Below are 24,654 nucleotides of genomic sequence, written 5' to 3'. Positions count from 1 at the left end.
GCCATTGAATAGGCAAATGAAATCCCGGCGCCGCGAAGGAGGCGCGCCAGACCCATATAGAAAGCCGCTCGCCGGGCAATGGTTCCCGGTGGGAACGCCGGATAGGGTAGAGCGTTGAACATCAACTATCCCTTTCCCGTATCTGTACAATTTAGCAACGATCCCGATACCGTCGCGAGCAGGCAGCGTGCCGAATGGACCTTTACGCCAAAGCCCAGACCCTGGGAATCCAGACCGAGTATATCGATGGGAGCGGTCACCGCCGTGTGACAACCCGGGAGGCGCTGACGGCGATCCTCGCGGCGCTGCCGCCCCAGGCGCCGCGGCGGATGATCGCCGATCCCGTGGTCATCAGAGGCGGCCATAGCGGACAGACGCAGCTCGCCGAGGCGGCCGGGCTTCCGGTGCAATGGAAGCTCACCAACGGCACTACTTTGCTCGCGCAAGGCGAGGCGCATGAACGGAGTGTGACGTGGCCGTCCGGCCTGCCCGAGGGCGTGCACCGGTTGCAGCTCAAGGACGCATCGGGCAGCGAGGAGCTGCCGTTTCTGGTGGCGCCAGACGGCGCATTCGGCGGCGCGTTCGACCGATGCTGGGTGATCGCGGTCCAGCTCTATGGCGTCCGGTCGGCGCGCAACTGGGGCATCGGCGACTTCACTGATTTGCAGGCCCTGCTCGAATTCGCCCAGCGGCTCGGCGCCGACGGCATCGGGCTCAATCCGCTACATGCGCTGTTCGACGATCGGCCCGGCGATTGCAGCCCATATTCGCCGAACAGCCGGCTGTTCCTCAACGCGCTCTATATCGACGTCGCGAAGATTCCCGAATTCCACATCGATGTCGAGACGCAGGCCGCGCTGGCGCAGCTGCGCAGCCGTGACATGGTCGACTATGTCGGGGCCGCGGCGCTGAAATGGCCGGCGCTGCGTGCGGCCTTCGCGGCCTTCAAGGCCAATCCCGGCCTCGGCCGCTGGCAGGATTTCGAAGCCTACCGCAAGGAGCAGGGCGTGCTGCTGTCACGCTTCGCCTGCTTCGAGGTGATGCGGCACACATTCGACACGCCGTGGTGGGAATGGCCGGACGAGTGGCGGCAGCCCGATGATGCGGCGTGCACGAAATTGCGCCGCGCGCGCGACACCGCCGCCGAGGTCGAGTTCGTCGAATTCGTGCAATGGACCGCGGACCGGCAGCTCGGCACGTGCCAGGCGCTCGCGCACAAGCTCGGCATGCGGGTCGGGCTCTATCTCGACGTCGCCGTCGGCGTGCAATCGGACGGCTTCGACGCCTGGAATGAGCAGACCGCGATCTCGCGCCATCTCGGCGTCGGCGCGCCGCCGGACCCGCTCAATACCGCGGGCCAGGACTGGGGGCTTGCCGGCTTCAACGCGGCGGGCCTCGAGCAGCGCTCGTTCGAGCCGTTCAGGCAGATGCTGCGCGCCTCGATGCACCATGCCGGCGCGATCAGGCTCGATCACGCCTTCGGGCTGAAGCGGCTCTATCTGGTGCCGCGCGGCTTCGGCCCCGCGAACGGCGCCTATGTGCTGATGCCGTTCGAGGCATTGCTGGCGGCGACCGCGCAGGAGAGCACAGCCAACCGCTGCGTCGTGATCGGCGAGGACCTCGGCACCGTGCCTCCGGGCTTCCGCGAGCAGATGAACGGCTGGGGCATCTGGTCTTATCTGGTGATGATGTTCGAGACCGACGACCATGGCGTGTTCCGCAACGCCGACTACTATCTGCCGAACGCGCTGGTGACGTTCAACACCCACGACCTGTCGACTTATGCCGGATGGCGCTCGTTCAGCGACCTCAAGACCAAGCGCTCGCTCGGGATCGATCCCGGCGAGACCGACCAGGGGCGCTGGGATGCGCTCGGCCATCTCGACGACGTGCTGCGCCGTCACGACATTCACCACAATGATTTCTATTCGGTGGTGAGCTTCATGGCGCGGACGCGATCGCGGATGATGGCGGTCTCGATGGAGGATTTGCTCGGCATCGTCGAGCAGCCGAACATCCCCGGCACCGTCTACGAGCATCCGAACTGGAAACGGCGGCTGCCGGTATCGATCGAGCATCTCGCATCGGCGATCGACGTCGACGCGCTCAAGCGTGCAACCCGCGAGCGGTCGCACGCCTGACAACGCGGAGCACGGCGCGTGGCCTCTCGCATCGAAGACTATGGACTGATCGGCGATTGCGAGACCGCTGCGCTGGTCGGCCGTGACGGCTCGATCGACTGGCTGTGCTGGCCGGCGTTCGATTCCGACGCCTGCTTCGCGGCGCTGCTCGGTACGCCGCGCAACGGCCGCTGGCTGCTGGCTCCGGCCGGGACGATCAGGCAGACCTCCCGCCGCTATTGGGACGATACGCTGATCCTGGAGACGCGGTTTGAGACCGAGGGCGGCGTGGTTGCGCTGATCGATTTCATGCCGCCGCGCGGCAATGCTTCCGACGTGGTCCGCCTGGTTCGCGGCATCAGCGGCCGCGTCAAGATGCACATGGAGCTGGTGATCCGCTTCGGCTTCGGTGTCGATGTCCCCTGGGTGAGGAAGAACCCTGACGGCGAGGGGCTGCTGGCGATCAGTGGGCAGGACATGACCGTGCTGCGCACGCCGGTCAAAACATCGGGCAAGGACCTGACCACGATTGCCGATTTCGAGGTCGGCGAAGGCGACACCGTGCCGTTCGTCCTGACCTATGGTGCGTCGTATCAGCCGGTGCCGGAGCCGATCGATCCCGAGGTGGCGTTGGAGGATACCGAGGACTACTGGAAGGAATGGTGCAGCCGTTCGACCTATGACGGCAGCTATCAGCGCGGCCTCGTGATGCGCTCGCTGATCACCCTGAAGGCGTTGACCTTCAGGCCGACCGGGGGCATCGTCGCGGCCCCGACTACGTCATTGCCGGAAAAGCTCGGCGGCGCGCGCAACTGGGACTACCGGTTCTGCTGGCTGCGCGATGCCACCTTCACGCTGCTGGCGCTGATGAATTCGGGCTACACCGAGGAGGCGGCCGCCTGGCACAACTGGCTGCTGCGGGCCGCGGCCGGCGCTCCCGCCAACATGCAGATCATGTACGGCATCCTGGGCCAGCGGCGCCTGCTGGAATGGGAAGCCGGATGGCTGCCCGGCTATGAGGGGGCGCAACCGGTCCGTGTCGGCAATGCCGCACATGCGCAGCTGCAGCTCGACGTCTACGGCGAGTTGATCGACGCCTTCCACCAGTCCCGCATGGCCAAGCTGAAGCTCGACGAGGAGAACTGGTCGCTCGAATGCACCGTCGTCAATCATCTCGCCGACGTCTGGGACCAGCCGGATCACGGCATCTGGGAGCGCCGCGACACGCCCAGACACTACGTGTTCTCCAAGGTGATGTGCTGGGTCGCCTTCGACCGCGCCATCAAGAGCGCGGAGCGGTTCGGCTTCAAGGGACCGCTGGTCAAATGGCGGGTGCTGCGCGAGGCTATTCATCGCGACGTCTGCCAGCGGGGCTTCGATTCCGATCTCAACAGCTTCGTCGAGAGCTACGGCTCAAAGCTGCTCGATGCCAGCCTGCTGCTGCTGCCGTCGGTCGGTTTCCTGCCGCCGGCCGATCCGCGCATCCGCGGCACCATCGCCGCGGTCGAGCGGCACATGATACGCGACGGGTTCGTGCTGCGGCACGATCCGCGCGAGCTGTCCGACGAAATCCAGCCCATCGAGGGTGCATTCCTGGCCTGCAGCCTGTGGCTCGCCGACGCCCATGTGCTGGCGGGAGACCTCGACAAGGCGCAGACCATGTTCGACCGCGTCGTCGCGGTCGCCAACGATCTCGGGCTGCTGGCGGAGGAGTTCGACTCCGGCGCCGGCCGGCAGACCGGCAACTTTCCGCAGGCGCTGACCCATATCGCGTTGATCAACACGGCGCACAATCTCAGCGCCGCCAGGGCCGACGCCGAGAAGCCCGCGGTGCAGCGGTCGACCTGATCGCGGTCTAGCGGCCCATCGTCAGCACGACATCCATCGCGCGCGCGAAGCCGTCATGCTCGTTGGTTTCGGTGACATGCGTGGCGCGCGCCTTCACGTCATCGCTGGCATTGCCCATCGCGAACGAGACGCCGCTTCGCGCGAACATCGGCAGATCGTTCTGCATGTCGCCGATCGCGGCGACATTCTCAAGCGAGACGCCGAGGCGCTTCGCGATGCCCTCGACGAAGGTGCCCTTGTCGTGGCCGGGCGGGGTGACGTCGAGATAGTAGGTCTGCGAGCGGACCGCGGTCGCGTCATGGCCGACCATCTGCTGCATCTCCGCCTCGCAGCGCTGCAACAGGGGCGCATCCGAGCTCGCGCCGACGATCTTGCAGGCCTGGTCGAGATAGGGCGTGAAATCGCCGACGATGGTCGGATCATGCTTGATCGCGCGTTTCTCGTGCGCGTTGTACTCGCCGTCGGGATTGCGGGTCAGCCAGCGGTCGTTGGTGAACAGCCAGATGTCGATGCCGCGCTCGCGGAGCAGGTCGACGCAGCGCTTGGCGACTGCCGGCGGGATCACATGCTGTTCGATCGGCTTCAATTGCGGATCGACGATCGAGGAGCCATTGAAGGCGCCGATCGGCAGCGTGATCGCGAGCGGCGCGACCAGGAAACCCATCCCGATGGTCGGCCGGCTGGAGACGATGGTGAAGCCGATGCCGGCCTCGTGCAGTCTGCGCACGGCTGTGCTGGCGCCGTCGGTCAAGGTCTTGTCCTTGGTGAGCAGCGTGCCGTCGACATCGGATACGACAAGGGCGATGCGGGTCATGGGAGGTCCAGCCTCAGTTGATTGACGATGTCTTCGACGATGGTGTCGACCGAACGGTCGATCGCAACCGTGATCGGGCGTTCGTCCGGCGTCGGCGGCTCCAGCGTTTTGAACTGGCTGGCGAGCAGGCCCGGCGGCATGAAATGGTCCTTGCGCGCGGCGAGCCGCGCGGCGATCAGCTCCTCTGTGCCGTCGAGGAAGACGATGCGGATGTCGTTGCGGCCGTGCACCAGGATGTCGCGATAGGCGCGCTTCAGCGCGGAGCAGGCGATGACGGCGCGTTCGCGGACGCCGCAGGTGCGATCGATCTCGGCGGCGATGGCGCGCAGCCAGGGCCAGCGATCCTCGTCGGTGAGCGGCTGGCCGGAATGCATCTTCGCGACATTGCTCGGCGGGTGAAAACTGTCACCATCCTCGAAACGCCAGCCGATCCTGATCGCGAGGCGGTCGGCGATGGTGCTCTTGCCCGAGCCGGAGACGCCCATCACGACCAGTCCGCAGGGGTTTTGCCCGTCACCCAAGAAAGTCACCCAAGAAAATATCTAAGAAAATCATCCACGAAAATCCTCCGGCAGCGCGGCCTGATCGATCAGCCAGACGGTTTCGCCCAGCGATCGCGCGCGGTTTGCCGGCAGGTTCTCGCCTGCGAACAGGCGCGTCAAGATCGCACGCTTGTTTTCGCCCGCCACCTCAAACAGCATCTCGCGGCAGGAGGCGAGCGCAGGCAGGGTCAGGGAGACTCGCGGCACGAACGGTTCGACATTGGCCTTGGGCACCCCGACCACCCAGCGCTGCGTCTCCTCGACCGCGGGGAAGCCGGGAAACAGCGAGGCGGTGTGGCCGTCGGGCCCGACGCCCATCAGCACCAGGTCGAACAGCGGCCGCTTCGGATCGAGCTGCTCGGCGCCGTAGAAGGCCATCAGCTCGTTCTCGTACAACGCCGCGCTGACGTCGGGATCCCTGAGATCGGCAGTGTCGGTCGCGATCGGGTGAACATTCGCAGCCGGGGCGCAGCGGTCGAGGAAGGCCTGGCGGGCCATGCTCATATTGTGCAGCTTGTCCTTGCGCGGCACCAGGCGCTCATCGCCGATGAACCAGTCGATGCGATCCCACGGAATCCTCCGGCGATAGTCCGGGGTTGCCAGCAACTGGTAGAGCGCCTTGGGGCTGGAGCCCCCGGTGAGGCAGACTGCGATCCGGCCGCTGTTCTGGTCGAACCTTGCGATCACCCGCTCGGCGGCCGTCTGCGCCAGTGCGGCCGGATCGGCGACCGTGATGATCTTGCGCTCGCCGCTCGCGGCCATGGTCAGCTGAGCTTTCGCCAGCTGCGGCCGTCGCGCGTCAGCAGCGCGTTGGCGGCCTCCGGACCCTCGCTGCCGGCCTTGTAGGGTTGCAGGCCGCGTCCCCCGGCAGTCTTCCAGGCATCGAGGAAGGGCTGCACCGCCTGCCATCCGGCCTCGACGCTATCGGCGCGCTGGAACAGCAGATTGTCGCCGATCATGCAGTCATAGATCAGCGTCTCGTAGCCGGTCGACGGCTCGGCCTTGAAGTAGTCCTTGTAGCGGAACTTCATCTCGACGCCGTCGATGTTGATGGCCGGACCAGGCACCTTGGTGTTGAACTGCAGCTCGATGCCTTCGGTCGGTTCGGTGGAGATGACCAGGTAGTTCTGCGATAGGCGGTCGACTGCGGTATCGCGGAACATCGCGAACGGCGCCTGCTTGAACTTGATCGCGATTTCGGTGCGCTTGCTGGTCAGCGCCTTGCCGGTGCGCAGGTAGAAGGGCACGCCGGCCCAGCGCCAATTGTCGATGGTCAGCTTCAGCGCGGCATAGGTCTCGGTCGAGCTGTCCGGCTTGACGTCCGGTGTCTTGAGGTAATCCTCGATCTCCGTGTCGCCGATCCGGCCGCCGCGATACTGGCCGCGCACCGAGTTGGACAGCGCCTCCTGCTCGCTCTGGATCTGGATCGCGCTCAGCACCTCGGCCTTCTCCGAGCGCACCGCATGGGCATCGAACCGCGCCGGCGGCTCCATCGTCACCAGCGACAGCAGCTGGAACAGGTGGTTCGGCACCATGTCGCGCAGCGCGCCGGTGGCGTCGTAGAAACTGCCGCGATGGCCGACGCCGAGCTTCTCGTCGACGGTGATCTGGATGTGGTCGATATGGTTGCGATTCCAGATCGGCTCGAACATGCCGTTGGCGAAGCGCAGCACCAGGATGTTCTGGACGGTTTCCTTGCCGAGGTAATGGTCGATCCGGTAGATCTGGTGCTCGTCCATCAGCTTGAGTAGCGCGGCGTTCAGCGCCCTGGCCGACGCCAGATCGGTGCCGAACGGCTTTTCGATGATCAGCCGCCGCCAGGCACCGTTCTCCTCTAGCATGCCGGTGCGTCCGAGCTGCTCGCTGATCGGCAGGAAGGCGTTCGGCGGGGTCGCCAGATAGAACAGCCGGTTGCCGCCGGTGCCGCGTGCCGTCTCGAGCTTGTCGAGCCGCTCGTTCATCGTATCAAAGGACGCCGGATCGCGCGGATCGGCCTCGATCGCGGTGACGCATTCGAACAGCCGCTTCGCGATCGCCTCGTCCACCGGGCGGGTGGCGAACTTGCGCAACCCTTGCAACAGACTGTCGGTCAGCTGCTCGCTCGACATGCCCTTGCGGACGACGCCGACGACGCAAAATTTTTCCGGCAGCAGGTTGCCGGCGGCGAGATTGTAGAGCGCCGGGACCACCAGCCGGTGTGTCAGATCACCGGTGGCGCCGAAGATGATGAAGGAGCAAGGATCGGGTTTCTTCTGCACGTGACCTTCCGCGGTTATCTCTCGAGCTCCGTTCCGATTGTATCGGAACCGAGCTCTCGATTCTTGTTTTGACGCGTTTTCTTCACGCGAACCGGTGCCCACTTCGCTTGAAAACGCTTCTAAGCTTTCTTCGGCGGCTCCTTGTGGCCGCCAAAGCCTGCGCGCATCGCCGAGAGAATCTTCTCGGCGAAGGTATGATCCTTGCGCGAACGGAAGCGGGTGTAGAGCGCGGCGGTCAGCACTTCCGCCGGCACGGCCTCGTCGACCGCGGCATTGACGGTCCAGCGGCCTTCGCCGGAATCCTCGACAAAGCCTGAGTAGTTGTCGAGCGTGTGGTTCTGCGCCAGCGCCGACGCCGTGAGGTCGAGCAGCCAGGACGGGATCACGCTGCCGCGCCGCCAGACTTCGGCGATGTCGGCGATGTCGAGATCGAAGCGATGCTCCGCCGGCAGCGCCTCGATATTGGCGTTCTTCAGGATGTCGAAACCTTCGGCATAGGCCTGCATCAGGCCGTATTCGATGCCGTTGTGGATCATCTTGACGAAATGCCCGGCGCCGATAGGACCGGCGTGGATATAGCCCTGCTCGATGCGCGGATCTCGGCCCTCGCGGCCGGAGGTGCGCGGGATGTCGCCGATGCCGGGCGCGAGCGTCTTGAAGATCGGGTCGAGCCGGTCGACGACGGGCTTGTCGCCGCCGATCATCATGCAGTAGCCACGCTCGATGCCCCAGATGCCGCCGCTGGTGCCGACATCGACATAATGCAGCCCGCGCTCACGAAGCGCCTTGCCGCGGCGGACGTCGTCCTGCCAGAAGGTGTTGCCGCCGTCGATGATGACGTCGCCGGGCGACATCAGCTTTGAAAGCGCCTCGATAGTCGCTTCGGTGATCTTGCCGGCCGGCAGCATCACCCAGGCGGTGCGCGGCGCTTCCAGCTTGAGGACGAAATCCTCCAGCGACGAGGAACCGGTGGCGTTGTCGGCGACGAGCGCCGCGACCGCCTTCGGATCCTTGTCGTAGACCACGGTGGTGTGACCCTGGGTCATCAGGCGGCGGACGATGTTGCCGCCCATCCGCCCGAGGCCGATCATGCCGAGTTGCATTGCTCGCCTCCGTCAGTTCAGTGCGGCCGAGATCGCGGCATCGAGTGCCGCAAGCCCGGAGGTGAGGTCGCCCTTGAGATGAACGCGCAGCGCCCGCCGGCCGCGCTCGGTGAGCACGTCGAAATCGCCGCGCGCCTGCGCCGCCTTGATGACGCCGAAGCTCGCCTTCTGGCCGGGCACCGCCAGGTCCTTGCTGTCGTCGGTCGTGACCTGCAGGAACACGCCGCTGTCGGGCCCGCCCTTGTAGGCCTGTCCTGTCGAATGCAGGAAGCGCGGGCCGAACTCGGCGCAGGTCGCAAGGTGTTTCGCGTCGCGCACCTTGAGCCGCATCGCCTGCATGGCGTCGATGGTGTCGCCGTCGCGCTCGATATAGGCGAGCAGGGCGACATAGTCGCCGCGGTCGGAGCGCGAGAGGTGGGCCTTGATCCAGGAATTGAGGTCGCCATTGGCGCCGGCCTTGCGCAATTCCCCGGCGTTCTGCGCGTCGGTATAGAGTTCGACTCCATCCGCCGACACCACCGGCTGCTCGGCCGGCAGCGATCCGGTCTTCTCGAACGCCGCCGTCAGCTCGCGCGTCTTGATCTTGGCGGCCTCGACGTCGGGCTGGTTGAACGGGTTGATGCCGAGGATCGAGCCTGCCACCGCGGTCGCGATCTCGAACCGGAAGAACTCCTGGCCGATATGGTCGATCGATTTCATCACGATCCGGACCACGGGATGGCCGGCGGCCTCGAGCGCGGCGAGCTTGGCCTCATGCGCGGCGTCGTGCTCGCCCTCGGTGCGGAGGTCGATGAAGAAGCGGTCGTTGCCGTAGACTGCGGCGTCGCCGATGGTCTCGCCCTCGATCGGGATCAGGCCCTTGCCGTCCTTGCCGGTCGATTCCGCGATCAATTGCTCGGCCCAGGCGCCGAAATCGGCGACGTCAGGCGAAGCGAAGATCGTCACCTTGTCGCGGCCTTCGAGCCCGGCGATACCCATCGCCAGCCCGAGCTGGACGCCCGGGTTTTCCTGAGGCGGCACGTCGGCGCCGCAGGAGCGCACCATGGCGAGCGTATGGCCGAGCAGGCTGCGGACGTCGATGCCCGCGGCCGCGGCCGGAACCAGGCCGAACGGCGACAGCACGGAATAGCGGCCGCCGATCGCAGGGTCGCCGTAGAAGATGCGGGCAAAGCCCTGCTTGATCGCGACTTTCTGCAGCGACGAGCCGGGATCGGTCACCGCGATGAAGCGGTGGCCGGCCTTGTCCTTGCCGATCGCCTTGGCCACCCGGTCGAAGAAATAGTCCTTCATCACGTTCGGCTCGGTGGTGCCGCCGGATTTGGAGGAGACGATGAACAGCGTCTTGGCGATGTCGACATACTCCTCCATCGCGCGCACCTGGGCCGGATCGGTGGAGTCGAGCACGTGCAGCCGCGGGAAGCCGGATCTGTGCGGGAAGGTCTGCGCCAGCACCTCCGGCCCGAGGCTCGAGCCGCCCATGCCGAGCACGACGGCGTCGGTGAAGTTCTGTCCCTTCACGCGCGCCGCGAAATCCTCGTAGTCGGCGACGTCGGCAGAGGCGGCGCTGGTGAGCCAGCCCAGCCATTTGTCCTCGTCATCGCCGGTCCAGACCGACTTGTCCTTGTGCCAGAGCCTTCGGATCTTGGCCGACGCGCGCCATTCCTCGGTGCTTTTCTCGACCGCCTTCTCGATGCCGGCGCCGAGCGCCAGCTTCTGATGGTCGATGCCACCGCCGAGCGAGGTGGCGCGCTTGTGGGCGACCGCGCCGTACAGCTTGTCGGCCGCGTCGGCGAACAGCTTGACGCCGTCCTTGACCAGCTCTTCGGTGATCGCATCGAGCGAGATGCCGGACTTCTCCAGCTCCTCCAGCACGTGGCGGGCGTCCTCGACATTCTCCTCGAGGCTATCGCGGACCTTGCCGTGGTCGCGGAACGCGTCGAGCGTTGCCGGCGGCACGGTGTTGACGGTGTCGGGGCCGATCAGCTCCTCGACATAGAGCACGTCGCTGTAGTCCTTGTTCTTGGTGCCGGTCGACGCCCACAGCAGCCGCTGCGGCTTGGCGCCCTTGGCCGTGAGCTTGTCCCAGCGCGGGCCCGAGAACAGGCGCTTGTAGTCCTGGTAGGCGAGCTTTGCGTTGGCGATCGCGACCTTGCCCTTCAGTGCGGCAAGCCGCTCCTTCTCGGACGGGTCGTTGGCGCGCGCGATCTTCTCGTCGAGCTGCTTGTCGACGGCCGAGTCGATGCGGCTGACGAAGAAGCTGGCGACGCTTGCCACATGGGAGGGATCGCCGCCCTTGGCGACGTACTTCTCCAGGCCCTTGAGATAGGCTTCCGCGACCTGGCGATAGACTTTCTGCGAGAACAGCAGCGTGATGTTGATGCTGATGCCTTCGCCGATCAGGTACTCGATCGCCGGCAGGCCCTCCGGCGTCGCCGGCACCTTGACCATCAGGTTCTTGCGGTGGACGTCCTTCCAGAGCCGCTCGGCCTCCACGATCGTGCCCTTGGTGTCCATGGCGAGATAGGGCGACACTTCGAGGCTGACGAAGCCGTCGCCGCCATGGCTGTGGTCGTAGACCGGGCGCAGCACGTCGGCGGCGTGCTGGATGTCCACGACGGCAAGATGCTCGAACAGGTCGGCGACCGAGCGGTCGCCCTTCTTGAGGGCCTGGCCGATCGCCCCGTCATACTCGTCCGAGCTGCCGATCGCCTTCTCGAAGATCGAGGGGTTGGACGTCACGCCTTTGACGCCGTCGGTCTCGATCAGCCGCTTCAGGTCGCCGTTGGCGACGAAGCCGCGGGCAAGGAAGTCCAGCCAGACGGCCTGGCGGTGATTTTCGAGTGCTTTGACGGGGTTCATGGGTGCCTGTTCTCGTTCGATCGAGGGTCGATTTTTGGGTTCCCGGGCAGCTTTCGGGGGTGGAGGGGGATTGTCAACATGGCTGGGGGCCCGGGGCGGACTATCAGCATTCCAAGGGGATAACGCCATTCACAACAGTTCGATCCCCTCGGAACGTGTGCAAGCAGACCCCGATCTCGGCACATTTTTATGACGCGTTGCGGCGCGACCGCGCGTCAGGGCCGCAGGTAGAGGTAGCCCTGGGATTGCAGCTCGGCGAGGTGGACCACGCCGCCGCGCTCGGCGGCGACGAAGCCGGGGAGCAGGTCTTTCAGGCCGATGTTCTGCGTTTTCATGGTGTTGGCGCAGGCGGCGAGTTCAATCCCGTCCTTCGTGAGCTGCCTGACATGCTTCGACAGGTCGGGATTGGCGGCTGCCGTATGAAACGCCTTCAGCGCCTGGCCGTGGACCACGAGCGCGATCGTCACATTGCCGGGGCCGCCGACGCCGTCGAGATGGTTCTGGATGTTGCCGATGACGAAATTGACCTTGCCGAGGTCGTCGAGGTGATAGACCACCTTCAGCTTTCCCGGTGGTGGGGTCTCAGTAGCGGCGTTCGCCCGCGATGCTGCGAAGGCCGCGCCGATCGCCGAGAGCGTGCCCCACAGGATGCTGCGTCGGTGCATGGCGTCCCTCGCGCAATGATTGTTGATCGGCGCAAAACCTATCACTTGTGGCGGAGCGCAGCGAGTTCCTTGCGGTCGGTCACAAGTTCGGCGCATTCGCTCAAGCCCGCCCGATCGACGCGAAAGATCTTGTCGTCGGCGCCGGCGAGCAGCGCTTCGGCCGCGTCATCGTCGGGCTTGTTGCGATTCCACATCCTGATGCTGCTCAGGCGCGCGATCGCGGATTTGTCGTCCTTCGACAACGCCACGCTGATACCGCCGCCCTCGCAATCCACGCTGCATTCGAAGCGTATCTCGGGTCCGGATTCGGTCGCGATCGCATGGTTGCAGTAGCCGCTGGAGTCGAAATTGCCGGGACGATGGCGGTAGCTGACGCCGAGCCGGAACGAGTAGTTGGTGGTCTTGTCCTCCGGCGCATCTTCCGCGGCGATGAGCAGCTTCATCGCGCTGACCTTCTGCTTCGGATGCTGCGCCAGATGATTTGCATCGTATCGCCGCACGAAGCAGGCATAGGCTTTCGCGTCGGGCGGGCCTGCGAACATCCTGTTGTCGAAGGCGGCCGCCTTGGTCTTGTCGACGGCTTCCTGCGCCTGAACAGTTAACGCCGCGCCGGCGCAGGCTGCGGCGGCAAGTGCGACAACAAGGAACGTCTGCTTCATGACCGCCCCGGGAATAGCCCGCGCCTTCAAGGTGTCATCTTTACAGCGCGGCAATGGTGCCGCGTGGAACTGCGCGGGCTCGTTGCCTTAGTCGCGGCGACAAGGAGGCACGTTCAACCTTGCCTGACAGTTTGTTCATGCGAGTCTGTGACGTGCACATCTTGACGCCAAGGCAGGACAGTCACACCTTTTCAGGGAAGCCAACGTTCATCGCCGGACGGGGAAGTTGCCCCGGTCGGATGTCCGCTTCGGAAGCCTGGGCCCCGGTAAACCACGGATGTGGCGAGGGGGTTACAGACACCAAAAACAAGGGGATATTGATGAACCATTAAGCTTCCTGCCTGTTGATAAGGCAGAGGCTGCACGCGCCGTGCATTGCCGAAATGAGTCGGTCGAGTGTCCAATGAGCCCAGCGTGCCGACGCTGATTCGATCCTAGGATGCTCTGGTTGCGACTCGTGTCAGTCGTGCGGCGATACATATCGTGGAGAGAGGGATCATGTACAACGATTCTTTGTTCAACGCCTTCGCAAGGTCGTTTGAAGCGCGAAGCCAGACCGACATGTCGATGGCCGAGTATCTGGAGTCGTGTCGAAGCGATCCGATGCGATATGCCAATGCGGCCGAGCGGTTATTAGCGGCAATCGGTGAGCCCCAGATGATCGACACGGCCAAGGACCCACGCCTTGGCCGTATCTTTTTGAACCGTACGATCAGGTCGTATCCGGCCTTCGCCGGCTTCTTCGGCATGGAGGATACGATCGAGCGTCTGGTCGGCTTCTTCCGTCACGCCGCACAGGGCCTCGAGGAACGCAAGCAGATCCTCTATTTGCTCGGACCGGTCGGCGGCGGCAAGTCGTCGCTCGCCGAGCGCATCAAGGCACTGATGGAAATTCATCCGATCTACGTGCTGAAGGCGGGCGACGAGCTGTCGCCGGTGTTCGAGAGCCCGCTCGGGCTGTTCGACCCCGAGCAGCTTGGGCCGATGATCGAGGAGAAGTACGGCATTCCGCGCCGCCGGCTGAGCGGGCTGATGTCGCCCTGGGCCTACAAGCGGCTCGAGGCCTTCGGCGGCGACATCTCGCAATTCCGCGTCGCGCGCATCCAGCCCTCGCGGCTGCGCCAGATCGCGGTCGCCAAGACCGAGCCCGGTGACGAGAACAACCAGGACATCTCCTCGCTGGTCGGCAAGGTCGACATCCGCAAGCTCGAGACCTACGCCCAGAACGACCCGGACGCCTACAGCTATTCCGGCGGCCTCAACCGCGCCAATCAGGGCGTGCTTGAGTTCGTCGAAATGTTCAAGGCGCCGATCAAGATGCTGCACCCGCTGCTGACCGCGACGCAGGAGGGCAACTACATCGGCACGGAGAACATCGGTGCGATCCCGTTCACCGGCATCATCCTCGCGCACTCGAACGAAGCCGAGTGGCAGAGCTTCAAGACCAACAAGAACAACGAGGCCTTCATCGACCGCATCTGCGTCATCAAGGTCCCGTACTGCCTGCGGGTCACCGAGGAGCAGAAGATCTACGAGAAGCTGATCCAGACCTCCGAGCTTGCCGCCGCGCCGTGCGCGCCGGCCACGCTGGAAACGCTGGCCCGCTTCTCGGTGATGTCGCGGCTACGCAAGCACGAGAACTCGACGCTGTTCGGCAAGATGCGGGTCTATGACGGCGAGAGCCTGAAGGAGTCCGATCCGAAGGCGCGCAGCGTGCAGGAATACAAGGACGCAGCCGGCGTCGACGAGGGCATGGACGGCGTCTCCACCCGCTTTGCCTTCAAGGTGCTGGCTTCGACCTTCAATCACGACACCACCGAGGTCGGCGCCGACGCAGTGCATCTGATGTATGTGCTGGAGATGGCGATCCGCCGCGAGCAGCTGCCTGACGAGACCGAGAAGCGCTATCTCGAATTCATCAAGGCCGACCTCGCGCCGCGCTATGCCGAGTTCATCGGCAACGAGATCCAGAAGGCCTATCTGGAATCCTACTCCGACTACGGCCAGAACCTGTTCGACCGCTATGTCGACTATGCCGACGCCTGGATCGAGGATCAGGACTTCAAGGATCCCGACACCGGCCAGCTGATGAACCGTGAGCTACTGAACCAGGAGCTCACAAAGATCGAGAAGCCGGCCGGCATCGCCAACCCGAAGGATTTCCGCAACGAGGTCGTCAAGTTCTCGCTGCGTTCGCGGGCGCACAACAACGGCAAGAACCCGAGCTGGACCTCCTACGAAAAGGTTCGCGACGTGATCGAAAAGCGGATATTCTCGCAGGTCGAGGATCTGCTTCCGGTCATCTCGTTCGGCTCCAAGAAGGACGGCGAGACTGAGAAGAAGCACGGCGAGTTCGTCGAGCGAATGGTGGAGCGCGGTTATACCGAGCGCCAGGTCCGACGGCTCGTCGAGTGGTACATGCGGGTGAAGCAGGCCGGCTAGTGCACGATCCGGAAAGCCGGCAGCGGCTTTCCGTCTCGTCTCGTTCCGTCTAATAAAAATGCGATGCGACTGGTCATGATCGCATCCGGCGTGAGGCAGATGCAACGTGGTCATGCATATCGTCGATCGGCGGCTGAACCCGGGTAGCAAGAGCCTGGAGAATCGCCAGCGCTTCCTGCGGCGCGCCAAGGCGCTGGTGCAGGGAGCCGTCAAGAAGTCGTCGCAGGACCGGGACATCAAGGATGTCCTGGAGGGCGGCGAGGTGACCATCCCGCTGGACGGCATGGATGAGCCGCGGTTCCGGCGCGAGGGCGGCACGCGTGACATGGTGCTGCCCGGCAACAAGAAATTCGTCGAGGGCGACTGGCTGCAGCGCCCGAACCAGAGCGGCGCCAAGGGCGCGGGCGCGGGTGAGGGCGACAGCGAGGACGCCTTCCGCTTCGTGCTCAGCCGCGAGGAGTTCGTCGACCTCTTCCTCGACGACCTCGAACTGCCTGATCTCGCCAAGCGCAAGCTCGCGGAAACCGAGAGCGAGGGCATCCGGCGCGCGGGCTATGCGACCTCCGGCTCGCCCGCCAACATCTCGATCAGCCGCACGGTGAGCCGGGCGCTGGCGCGCCGTGTGGCGCTGCGCCGGCCGCGCAAGGACGAGGTCGAGGCGCTCGAGGCCGAGCTTGCGGAATGCGACGACGAGACGCGGCGTCGCGAATTGCTGGCGCAACTCGAAGCGCTGAAGGCCAAGGTCAAGCGGATTCCGTTCATCGATCCGATCGACATCCGCTATCGCCGCTTCGAGACGGTGCCGAAGCCGGTGGCGCAGGCGGTGATGTTCTGCCTGATGGACGTCTCGGGCTCGATGTCCGAGCACATGAAGGATCTGGCGAAGCGGTTCTACATGCTGCTCTACGTCTTCCTGAAGCGGCGCTACAAGCACGTCGAGATCGTGTTCATCCGGCACACCGACCGCGCCGAGGAGGTGGACGAGGATACGTTCTTCCATGGACCGGCGTCCGGCGGCACGCTGGTGTCGAGCGCGCTAGTTGCGATGCACGACATCGTTCGAACCCGCTTCCGTCCCGCCGACTGGAACATCTACGCCGCGCAGGCTTCGGACGGCGACAACATGACCTCCGACAGCGGGGTGACCGGGCATCTCCTGACCGACAAGATCCTGCCGGTCTGCCAGTTCTTCGCTTATCTCGAGGTCGGTGAGGCCGCCAACTACACCTTCGACATGCCGGACTCCTCGCTCTGGACGCTCTATGAGCGGCTGCGCAACGAGGGCCAGCCGCTGTCGATGCGCAAGGTGAGCGAGCGCGGCGAGATCTTCCCGGTGTTCCAGGACCTGTTCAAGCGGCGCACCAGTCAGGAAAGGGTATAGTTTAATGGGGTCTTCCGGCGAACTGCTGTTCGATGGCGCCGACTGGGATTTTCCGACGCTGCAGCGAATTCACGACGCCTGCGAGGAGGTCGCGCGCAAGGAACTCGGGCTCGACGTCTATCCCAACCAGATCGAGGTGATCACCGCGGAGCAGATGCTCGACGCCTATTCGTCGGTCGGCATGCCGCTGTTCTACAAGCACTGGTCGTTCGGCAAGCAGTTCGCCTTCCAGGAAGCGTCCTATCGCAAGGGCCTCATGGGCCTCGCCTATGAGATCGTGATCAACTCCTCGCCGTGCATCTCCTATTTGATGGAGGAAAACACCGCGACGATGCAGACGCTGGTGATCGCGCACGCGGCGTTCGGCCACAATCATTTCTTCAAGAACAACTATCTGTTCAAGCAGTGGACCGACGCCGAAGGCATCCTCGATTATCTCGAATTCGCCAAGGGCTACATCGCGGTCTGCGAGGATCGTCATGGCCGCGAGACGGTGGAGCGAACGCTCGATGCCGCCCATGCGCTGATGTCGCATGGCGTCGACCGCTATCCCGGAAAGAAGACGCTCGACCTGCGCGCCGAGGAAAAGCGCGCCGGCGAGCGCCGGCAGCACGAGGAAGCGGTGTTCAACGATCTGTGGCGGACGGTGCCGAACACCAAGGCCAAGAGCAAGGCGACGCTCACTGCCGAGCGGCGCCGCGCGCTGCTCGGTCTGCCGCAGGAGAACATCCTCTACTTCCTCGAGAAGACCGCGCCGCGCCTGCAAGGCTGGCAGCGCGAGCTCATTCGCATCGTGCGTCACATCGCGCAGTACTTCTACCCGCAGGGCCAGACCAAGGTGATGAACGAGGGCACCGCGACCTACGTCCATTACCGCATCATGAGCCGGCTGCATCAGCAGGGCCGGATCACCGACGGCAATTTCCTCGAATTCCTGCAGTCGCACACCAATGTGGTGTTTCAGCCCGAGTTCGACGATCGCCGCTATTCCGGCTTCAATCCATACGCGCTCGGCTTTGCCATGATGCAGGACATCGAGCGGATCGTGAAGACTCCGGAGGACGAGGACCGCGCCTGGTTCCCCGATATCGCCGGCAAGGGCGACGTCGAGGGCGTGCTGCGCGAGATCTGGAGCAACTACCGCGACGAGAGCTTCATCAACCAGTTCCTCAGCCCGGCGCTGATCCGGCGCTTCCGCATGTTCCACCTGCACGACGACCCCGCCGAAAGCCAGGGCATCAAGGTCGATGCGATCCATGACGAGCGTGGCTACCGCCGGGTGCGCCGCGAGCTGGCGCGGCAATACGATGTCGGCTTCGTCGATGCCAATATCGAGGTCGTCGATGTCGATCTCGACGGCGACCGCCGCCTGATGCTGCGTCACACCACCGTGAAGGGCGCGCAGCTCAACGAGACCGACACGCGGCGCGTGCTGCAGCATCTCGCCGATCTGTGGTCCTACGACGTGGCACTCACCGAACTCGACGGTACCGACAAGGTGCTGAAGGAATACGTCGTCAGCCCGCGCGCGGCTGCGGTCGCTGCCTGAGGATAACGTTCTCGCTGACATGAGCGCGGCGTGCACCGCCGCGCGGAAGGCGAGTCTTGCATGATGAACCTTCGTGTCCATCGAAGGCTCGCATCGCGAACATCCCGGCAACATTCCGGATCTTGAATCGCATGATGTTCCACGCGCGAACGTGATTGCCGGCATGCGGAAATCTCATTGCAGTCCTCTTGGTGATTGCCTGCGCGGGCGCGATTGATAAGGTGCGCCGCGTCAAGAAAACCAAGAAAAGGATATGCTCTTGTCAACTCGCTCTCGCCTGGCGGGCTTTCTCGCCTTCACCGCGCTCACGGCCTTGTCGATCTCGCTGTCCGCTGCAGCCGATCCCGCGTTCAGAATCGGAAACACCGCACCGTATAGCGGCCCGGCGTCCGCCTACGGCACGATCGCACGCGCCGAAGCCGCGTACTTCCAGATGCTCAACGACCAGGGCGGCATTGGCGGCCGCAAGATCGAGTTCGAGAGTCTCGACGACGCCTATTCGCCGTCGAAGACCGTCGAGCAGACCCGCAAGCTGGTCGAGCAGGATGAGGCGCTCGCGATCTTCAGCGCGGTCGGCACGGCGCCCAACATCTCCGTGCAGAAATATCTGAACATCAAGCACGTGCCTCAGCTGTTCGTGTCCTCCGGCGCGACGCGCTGGAACGATCCGAAGCAGTTCCCGTGGACGGTCGGCTTCAATCCGACCTACGAGCTCGAGGGCCGGCTCTATGCAAAGTACATCCTGAAGACCAAGCCGGACGCGAAGATCGCCGTCATCACGCCGAACGAAGACGCCGGCAAGGACTATCTCAGGGGCTTCAAGGACGGACTCGGCGAGCATGTCGGCCAGATCGTGGCGGAGACCACGTACCTGACGACCGATCCGACTATCGATTCCCAGATGGTGACGATGCGGGAGTCCGGTGCCGACGTGTTTTTCGCCGAAGCGACGCCGAAATTCGCGGCGCAAGCGCTGCGCAAGGCGGCGAGCATGGGCTGGAAGCCGCTCACCATCCTGCCGACCGTCTCGAACTCGGTCTCCGCGGTGCTTGAACCCGCCGGGCTCGAGAACGTCATCGGTGTGGTGACCGGGCTCTATCTGAAGGACCCGACCGACCCGCGCTGGGCCGACGATCCGGCGCAGCAGAAGTTCTCGGCCTGGATGAAGAAGTATCAGCCGAATGCGAGCCCGGGCGACCTCTTCAACGTGCAGGGCTACACCGTCGCGCAGGTCATGACGGCGGTGCTGAAGAACTGCAACGGCGATTACAGCCGCGACAACATCATCAAGCAGGCGACCAATCTGAAGCCGCTCGAACTGCCGATGCTGCTACCGGGCATCAAGGTGCAGACCGAGCCCGACAATGTGACGCCGATCCGCCAGATCCAGATGGCTCGGTTCGACGGCAAGTCCTGGGCGCTGTTCGGCGACGTCCTGAGCGACAAGTAGCTCCAAACAGAAATCGGGCCTCTTGGCAGTGCCAGGAGGCCCGATTCGAAACCGAATTGAACGTCAGCGCAGGCTGGCGTTGATCTTGTCGAGCACGGCTGAGCCGGGGCAGAGCGCCTTCTCATCCATCGTGTTGAGCGGCGTCTCGACGGTGTCGAGATGGGTGTGCAGATCCTCGGCATCCGGATCGACGTAAAGCAGCCCGGTGACGATCTGGCCCTTGGCCGCGTGCTTCTGCAGGAAGGTCTGTGCTCCGAGCCGATCGTGCGGATCGTAGTCGGCGTCGAGCTTGCGCAGCGCGAGCCGGGAGCCGTCATGCTGCTCGACCACCTGCACGGTGCCGGGCGCATAGTCGACGCTGATCGGCTCGCGGCCGACCAGCACGTCGAGGCGGTTCACCGCGTCATTGTGCTCGCGGACATAGTCGAAGCTCTTGGTCGAGCCGGCGTGGTTGTTGAAGGCGATGCAGGGGCTGATCACGTCGATGAAGGAGGCGCCCTTGTGGCGGATCGCAGCGGCAATCAAGGGAACCAATTGCGTCTTGTCGCCGGAGAAGCTGCGCGCGACGAAGGTGGCGCCCAACTGCAGCGCGATCGCGACCAGGTCGATTGCGTTGTCGGTGTTGGTGACGCCCTTCTTCGACTTCGAGCCACGGTCGGCGGTCGCCGAGAACTGGCCCTTGGTCAGGCCGTACACGCCGTTGTTCTCGACGATGTACGTCATGTTGACGGCGCGCCGGATCGAATGCGCGAACTGGCCGAAGCCGATCGAGGCGGAATCGCCGTCGCCGGAGACGCCGAGATAGATCAGGTCGCGGTTGGCGAGATTGGCGCCGGTCAGCACAGACGGCATGCGGCCGTGCACCGAGTTGAAGCCGTGCGAATTGCCGAGGAAATAGTCCGGCGTCTTCGACGAGCAGCCGATGCCGGAAATCTTCGCGACGCGATGCGGCTCGATCGAGAGCTCGTAACAGGCTTCGATGATCGAGGCGGTGATCGAATCGTGGCCGCAGCCGGCGCACAGGGTCGAGATCTTGCCCTCGTAGTCGCGATGGGTATAGCCCAGCTCGTTCTTCTTCAGGCCGGGATGATGAAACTTCGGCTTTGCAATGTAGGTCATGTCACGGCCTTGCGGAGAGGGGTCACCTTGAGATGATCCTGGTGGTCGCCGATCGCGTTGGCGATGAAGCGCGCGGTGATCGGCGTGCCGTCATAGTGCAGGATCGGCACCAGCCGCACCGGGTCGATGCCGTTCTCGTTGACGATCAGCTGACGGAGCTGTGCGTCGCGGTTCTGCTCGACCACGTAGACGAAGTCGTGATCGGCGATGAAGCTCGCGACGCTGGAGTGGAACGGGAAGGCGCGGATGCGCATGCGGTCGAGCTGATGGCCGCGCGCCTCCAGGATCCCGATCGCCTCGTCCATCGCGGGCGAGGTCGAGCCGAAATAGAGCACGCCAACCTTGGTCGGCTTCGCTGCATTGGCCTGCAGCGGCCGCGGCACCATGTCCTGCGCGGTCTCGAACTTGCGCACCAGGCGCTGCATGTTGTCGGCGTAAACAGCGCCTTCCTCGGAATAGCGCGCGTAGCGGTCGCGCGAGGTGCCTCGGGTGAAGTAGGAACCCTTGGTCGGATGCGTTCCGGGATAGGTGCGATACGGGATGCCGTCGCCGTCGACGTCGAGATAGCGGCCGAAGTCGCGGCCTTCCTCGAGCATCTCCGCCGTCATCACCTTGCCGCGGTCGTATTGCTTGGCGTCGTCCCACTTCAGCGGGCGGCACAGCCGATGATTCATCCCGATGTCGAGATCGAGCATCAGGAAGATCGTGGTCTGCAGCCGCTCGGCGAGATCGAAGGCGGCGGCGGCGAACTCGAACGCTTCCGCCGGATCTTCCGGGAACAGCAGCACGTGCTTGGTGTCGCCATGCGAGGCATAGGCGCAGGCGATCACGTCGCATTGCTGGGTGCGGGTCGGCATGCCGGTCGAGGGGCCGGCGCGCTGGATGTTCATGATCACGGCCGGGATCTCGGCGAAGTAGGACAGGCCGATGAACTCGGTCATCAGCGAGATGCCCGGACCCGAGGTCGCGGTGAAGGCCCGCGCGCCGTTCCAGGAGGCGCCGATCACGATGCCGATCGAGGCGAGTTCGTCCTCGCCCTGCACGATGGCGTATTTCGCCTTGCCGGTCTCCGGATCGTGGCGATACTTCTTGCAGTGGCTGGTGAAGGCTTCCGCTACCGATGATGACGGCGTGATCGGATACCAGGCGCACACGGTGGCGCCGCCATAGACGGCGCCGAGCGCCGCGGCGCTGTTGCCTTCCACGAAGATGCGATCGCCGACCTTGTCGGACTTCTTCACCCGGAGCCCGACCGGGCATTTCAGATTCTGCAGCGCCCAGTCGCGGCCGAGATGCAGCGCATGGACGTTGGAGGAGAGCAGCTTCTCCTTGCCCTTGTACTGCTCGCCGATCAGCTGTTCGACGACCTTGGGATCGAGGTCGAGCAGCGCGCAGAGCGCGCCGAGATAGATGATGTTCTTGAACAGCTGGCGCTGCCTGGGATCGGTGTAAGTCGAGTTGGTGATCGCGGTCAGCGGCACGCCGATCACCGTGATGTCCTCGCGGAATTTCGACGTCGGCATCGGCTTGGTCGAATCGTAGAACAGATAGCCGCCGGGCTCGATCGAGGCGACGTCCTTGTCCCAGGTCTGCGGGTTCATCGCCACCATCATGTCGACGCCGCCGCGGGCGCCGAGATGGCCGTCTTCGGTGACGCGCACCTCATACCAGGTTGGCAGGCCCTGGATGTTGGAGGGGAAGATGTTGCGTGGTGACACCGGCACGCCGTGGCGCAGGATCGAGCGCGCGAACAGTTCGTTGGCGGAGGCCGAGCCCGAACCGTTGACGTTGGCAAAGCGGACGACGAAGTCGTTTACGCTGCTGATCGGGCTTTGGACTGACATGTTGATCCCGCTTGAACCATATCGATGAGGTACTTCTGCATGTCCCAGGCGCCGGTCGGGCAGCGCTCGGCACACAGTCCGCAATGCAGGCAGACGTCTTCGTCTTTCACCATGACGCGGCCGGTCTTCAGGTCGCCGGAGACGTAGAGCGCCTGATCGTGATGCGGCGAGGGAGCTTTCAGGCGCTGCCGCACGTCATCTTCTTCACCGTTCTCGGTGAAGGTGATGCAGTCCATCGGACAGATGTCGACGCAGGCGTCGCATTCGATGCAGAGCGGCGCGGCGAACACCGTCTGCACGTCGCAGTTCAGGCAGCGCTGCGCCTCGCCGAGCGCGAGCTTGAGGTCGTAACCGAGCTCGACTTCGGTGCGGATGTCCTTCAGCGCGATCACCTTGTCGCGATGCGGCACCTTGAAGCGCTTGTCGGCGGAGATGTCGTTGTCATAGCTCCACTCGTGGATGCCCATCTTCTGCGAGGAGACGTGCACCTCGGGCAGCGGGCGCTCGGTGATGTCCTCGCCGGACAGCATCCGGTGGATCGACAGCGCGGCATCATGGCCGTGCGCCACCGCCCAGATGATGTTCTTCGGCCCGAACGCCGCGTCGCCGCCGAAGAACACCTTCGGGTTGGTCGAGACGAACGTCTTTGGGTCGACCTTCGGCATGTGCCACTTGTCGAATTCGATGCCGCAATCGGCTTCGATCCAGGGGAACGCATTCTCCTGGCCGACCGCAACGAGCACATCGTCGCAGGACACGGTCTCGTCAGGCTCGCCCGAGGGCACCAGATTGCGCCGGCCCTTGGCGTCGTACTCCGCCTTCACCTTCTGGAAAGTGACGCCAATCAGCTTGCCGGCCACATGCTTGAACGCCACCGGCACCATGAAGTTGAGGATCGGGATGTCCTCGTGCAGCGCGTCTTCCTTCTCCCACGGCGACGCCTTCATTTCCTCGAAGCCGGAGCGGACGATCACCTTGACGCTCTCGCCGCCGAGGCGGCGCGCGGTGCGGCAGCAATCCATCGCGGTGTTGCCGCCGCCGAGCACGATGACGCGGCGGCCGATCTTGTCGACATGGCCGAACGACACGTTGGACAGCCACTCGATGCCGATATGGATGTTGGCGGCGGCCTCCTTGCGGCCGGGAATGTCGAGCTCGCGGCCGCGCGGCGCGCCGGAGCCGACGAAGATCGCGTCATAGTTCTCGGCCATCAGCTGCTTCAGGCTGTCGACGCGCTGGCCGCCCTTGAACTCGACGCCGAGGTTGAGGATGTAGTCGGTCTCCTCGTCGATCACGCTGTCGGGCAGGCGGAATTTCGGAATCTGGCTGCGCATCATGCCGCCGGCCTTGGGATCGCCGTCGAACACGGTGCAGTGATAGCCGAGCGGGACGAGATCGCGCGCCACCGCAAGCGAGGCAGGGCCGCCGCCGACCAGCGCGATGCGCTTGCCGTTCTTCGGTCCCGGCTTCGGCAGACGGTCCTTGATGTCGTCCTTGAAGTCGGCGGCGACGCGCTTCAGGCGGCAGATCGCGACCGGAGTGTCCTCGACCCGCCCGCGGCGGCACGCCGGCTCGCAGGGACGGTCACAGGTGCGCCCGAGAATCCCGGGGAACACGTTGGACTTCCAATTGATCATGTAAGCGTCGCTGTAACGCCCCTCAGCAATCAACCGGATGTACTCGGGAACGGGGGTGTGTGCGGGACAAGCCCATTGGCAATCGACTACTTTATGAAAGTAATCCGGCGCCGAGATATCAGTCGGTTTCATTCCTACCTTTGACCCGCGCGAAAAATGCCTGCCCGCGCGGCCTTATCGTTGACGACGAACGCTCACGTGGCGTTGTTCTGGTTTTTGAATTGGATCATAGGCTTATCTTATTAGAGCCGTTCCAGAGAACGCAAAGGCTAAATTGTCCGATCATCAGCTTTCGCGCGGCTGATGCGCGTGTAGCGTTAATCTCGATTGCGTTATGCGGCGGTGCAGCATGATCTGCACCGCA

At 64.3% G+C, this 24,654-nt stretch carries 17 protein-coding genes; 6 read left to right on the top strand and 11 right to left on the bottom strand.

Going from position 1 to position 24,654, the window contains the following annotated elements; all coding sequences use genetic code 11:
* The first annotated feature begins 194 nt into the window (after positions 1-194).
* Both malQ and ACE103_RS32025 read left to right on the top strand, forming a co-directional pair.
* Entirely contained in the window at positions 195-2,141 is a 1,947-nt protein-coding gene (gene malQ, locus ACE103_RS32030; RefSeq protein WP_375776298.1) for a 4-alpha-glucanotransferase, read from the top strand.
* Positions 2,142-2,159: 18 nt separating this feature from the next.
* Entirely contained in the window at positions 2,160-3,968 is a 1,809-nt protein-coding gene (locus ACE103_RS32025; protein WP_375776297.1) for a glycoside hydrolase family 15 protein, read from the top strand.
* Between the two features lie 7 nt (positions 3,969-3,975).
* On the opposite strand, the gene ACE103_RS32020 is transcribed toward ACE103_RS32025, so the two are convergent.
* From ACE103_RS32020 to ACE103_RS31985, 8 genes are all read right to left on the bottom strand, one after another.
* A complete protein-coding gene (locus tag ACE103_RS32020; protein WP_375776296.1) occupies positions 3,976-4,782 on the bottom strand; it encodes a Cof-type HAD-IIB family hydrolase in 807 nt (268 codons plus the stop codon).
* Positions 4,779-5,267, bottom strand: a complete 489-nt coding sequence (locus tag ACE103_RS32015) for a gluconokinase (RefSeq protein WP_375781226.1) — start codon at positions 5,265-5,267, stop codon at positions 4,779-4,781. The genes ACE103_RS32020 and ACE103_RS32015 overlap by 4 nt, the downstream gene beginning before the upstream one ends.
* A 66-nt stretch (positions 5,268-5,333) precedes the next feature.
* Positions 5,334-6,086, bottom strand: a complete 753-nt coding sequence (gene pgl, locus ACE103_RS32010) for a 6-phosphogluconolactonase (protein WP_375776295.1) — start codon at positions 6,084-6,086, stop codon at positions 5,334-5,336.
* A 2-nt stretch (positions 6,087-6,088) separates the two neighbouring features.
* Complete coding sequence (gene zwf, locus ACE103_RS32005) at positions 6,089-7,582, bottom strand: glucose-6-phosphate dehydrogenase (protein ID WP_375776294.1); 1,494 nt, start codon at positions 7,580-7,582, stop codon at positions 6,089-6,091.
* Between the two features lie 119 nt (positions 7,583-7,701).
* The gene (gene gnd, locus ACE103_RS32000; RefSeq protein ID WP_375776293.1) at positions 7,702-8,685 is read right to left on the bottom strand and encodes a phosphogluconate dehydrogenase (NAD(+)-dependent, decarboxylating); all 984 of its coding nucleotides are present in this window, start codon (positions 8,683-8,685) and stop codon (positions 7,702-7,704) included.
* Between the two features lie 12 nt (positions 8,686-8,697).
* Positions 8,698-11,544 carry a bifunctional transaldolase/phosoglucose isomerase gene (locus tag ACE103_RS31995; RefSeq protein WP_375776292.1) on the bottom strand — a complete coding sequence of 949 codons (2,847 nt, stop codon included), beginning with the start codon at positions 11,542-11,544 and terminating at the stop codon, positions 8,698-8,700.
* 215 nt (positions 11,545-11,759) lie between these two features.
* Positions 11,760-12,209: a DsrE family protein gene (locus tag ACE103_RS31990; protein WP_375776291.1), complete on the bottom strand. Its 450-nt coding sequence runs from the start codon at positions 12,207-12,209 to the stop codon at positions 11,760-11,762.
* 41 nt (positions 12,210-12,250) lie between these two features.
* Positions 12,251-12,868: a hypothetical protein gene (locus ACE103_RS31985; RefSeq protein WP_375776290.1), complete on the bottom strand. Its 618-nt coding sequence runs from the start codon at positions 12,866-12,868 to the stop codon at positions 12,251-12,253.
* Positions 12,869-13,366: 498 nt separating this feature from the next.
* Between ACE103_RS31985 and ACE103_RS31980 the strand changes: the two genes are divergently transcribed.
* The 4 genes from ACE103_RS31980 to ACE103_RS31965 all read left to right on the top strand — a co-directional run bounded on the left by ACE103_RS31980 (position 13,367) and on the right by ACE103_RS31965 (position 19,690).
* On the top strand, positions 13,367-15,310 hold the full coding sequence (locus ACE103_RS31980) for a PrkA family serine protein kinase (protein ID WP_092116153.1): 1,944 nt from the start codon (positions 13,367-13,369) through the stop codon (positions 15,308-15,310).
* 112 nt (positions 15,311-15,422) lie between these two features.
* Positions 15,423-16,691, top strand: a complete 1,269-nt coding sequence (locus ACE103_RS31975; RefSeq protein ID WP_375781225.1) for a YeaH/YhbH family protein — start codon at positions 15,423-15,425, stop codon at positions 16,689-16,691.
* 4 nt (positions 16,692-16,695) lie between these two features.
* The gene (locus ACE103_RS31970; protein ID WP_375776289.1) at positions 16,696-18,240 is read left to right on the top strand and encodes a SpoVR family protein; all 1,545 of its coding nucleotides are present in this window, start codon (positions 16,696-16,698) and stop codon (positions 18,238-18,240) included.
* A gap of 259 nt (positions 18,241-18,499) precedes the next feature.
* Entirely contained in the window at positions 18,500-19,690 is a 1,191-nt protein-coding gene (locus tag ACE103_RS31965; RefSeq protein WP_375776288.1) for an ABC transporter substrate-binding protein, read from the top strand.
* A gap of 63 nt (positions 19,691-19,753) precedes the next feature.
* Here ACE103_RS31965 and ACE103_RS31960 read toward each other — a convergent pair whose 3' ends face one another.
* The 3 genes from ACE103_RS31960 to ACE103_RS31950 are packed head-to-tail and all read right to left on the bottom strand — an operon-like array spanning position 19,754 to position 24,422.
* The gene (locus ACE103_RS31960; protein WP_375776287.1) at positions 19,754-20,809 is read right to left on the bottom strand and encodes a 2-oxoacid:ferredoxin oxidoreductase subunit beta; all 1,056 of its coding nucleotides are present in this window, start codon (positions 20,807-20,809) and stop codon (positions 19,754-19,756) included.
* Complete coding sequence (locus ACE103_RS31955) at positions 20,806-22,653, bottom strand: 2-oxoacid:acceptor oxidoreductase subunit alpha (protein WP_375776286.1); 1,848 nt, start codon at positions 22,651-22,653, stop codon at positions 20,806-20,808. The genes ACE103_RS31960 and ACE103_RS31955 overlap by 4 nt, the downstream gene beginning before the upstream one ends.
* Entirely contained in the window at positions 22,623-24,422 is a 1,800-nt protein-coding gene (locus ACE103_RS31950; protein WP_375776285.1) for an FAD-dependent oxidoreductase, read from the bottom strand. Before ACE103_RS31950 ends, ACE103_RS31955 begins: the two co-directional genes overlap by 31 nt.
* Positions 24,423-24,654: the final 232 nt, after the last annotated feature.

The organism is Bradyrhizobium sp. ma5 (assembly GCF_042258955.1).
Lineage (GTDB): Bacteria > Pseudomonadota > Alphaproteobacteria > Rhizobiales > Xanthobacteraceae > Bradyrhizobium.
This window is presented reverse-complemented; position numbering and strand designations above follow the sequence as displayed.

What these genes read in the sequence shown, in the direction of transcription:
- ACE103_RS31990 (WP_375776291.1), bottom strand. Translation starts at nt 12,209, where the DNA reads ATGCACCGACGCAGCATCCTGTGGGGCACGCTCTCGGCGATCGGCGCG.
- ACE103_RS31975 (WP_375781225.1), top strand. Translation starts at nt 15,423, where the DNA reads ATGCATATCGTCGATCGGCGGCTGAACCCGGGTAGCAAGAGCCTGGAG.
- ACE103_RS31955 (WP_375776286.1), bottom strand. Translation starts at nt 22,653, where the DNA reads ATGTCAGTCCAAAGCCCGATCAGCAGCGTAAACGACTTCGTCGTCCGC.
- malQ (WP_375776298.1), top strand. Translation starts at nt 195, where the DNA reads ATGGACCTTTACGCCAAAGCCCAGACCCTGGGAATCCAGACCGAGTAT.
- ACE103_RS31980 (WP_092116153.1), top strand. Translation starts at nt 13,367, where the DNA reads ATGTACAACGATTCTTTGTTCAACGCCTTCGCAAGGTCGTTTGAAGCG.
- gnd (WP_375776293.1), bottom strand. Translation starts at nt 8,685, where the DNA reads ATGCAACTCGGCATGATCGGCCTCGGGCGGATGGGCGGCAACATCGTC.
- ACE103_RS31970 (WP_375776289.1), top strand. Translation starts at nt 16,696, where the DNA reads ATGGGGTCTTCCGGCGAACTGCTGTTCGATGGCGCCGACTGGGATTTT.
- ACE103_RS32020 (WP_375776296.1), bottom strand. Translation starts at nt 4,782, where the DNA reads ATGACCCGCATCGCCCTTGTCGTATCCGATGTCGACGGCACGCTGCTC.
- ACE103_RS31960 (WP_375776287.1), bottom strand. Translation starts at nt 20,809, where the DNA reads ATGACCTACATTGCAAAGCCGAAGTTTCATCATCCCGGCCTGAAGAAG.
- ACE103_RS31985 (WP_375776290.1), bottom strand. Translation starts at nt 12,868, where the DNA reads ATGAAGCAGACGTTCCTTGTTGTCGCACTTGCCGCCGCAGCCTGCGCC.
- pgl (WP_375776295.1), bottom strand. Translation starts at nt 6,086, where the DNA reads ATGGCCGCGAGCGGCGAGCGCAAGATCATCACGGTCGCCGATCCGGCC.
- ACE103_RS31995 (WP_375776292.1), bottom strand. Translation starts at nt 11,544, where the DNA reads ATGAACCCCGTCAAAGCACTCGAAAATCACCGCCAGGCCGTCTGGCTG.
- ACE103_RS32015 (WP_375781226.1), bottom strand. Translation starts at nt 5,267, where the DNA reads ATGGGCGTCTCCGGCTCGGGCAAGAGCACCATCGCCGACCGCCTCGCG.
- ACE103_RS31950 (WP_375776285.1), bottom strand. Translation starts at nt 24,422, where the DNA reads ATGAAACCGACTGATATCTCGGCGCCGGATTACTTTCATAAAGTAGTC.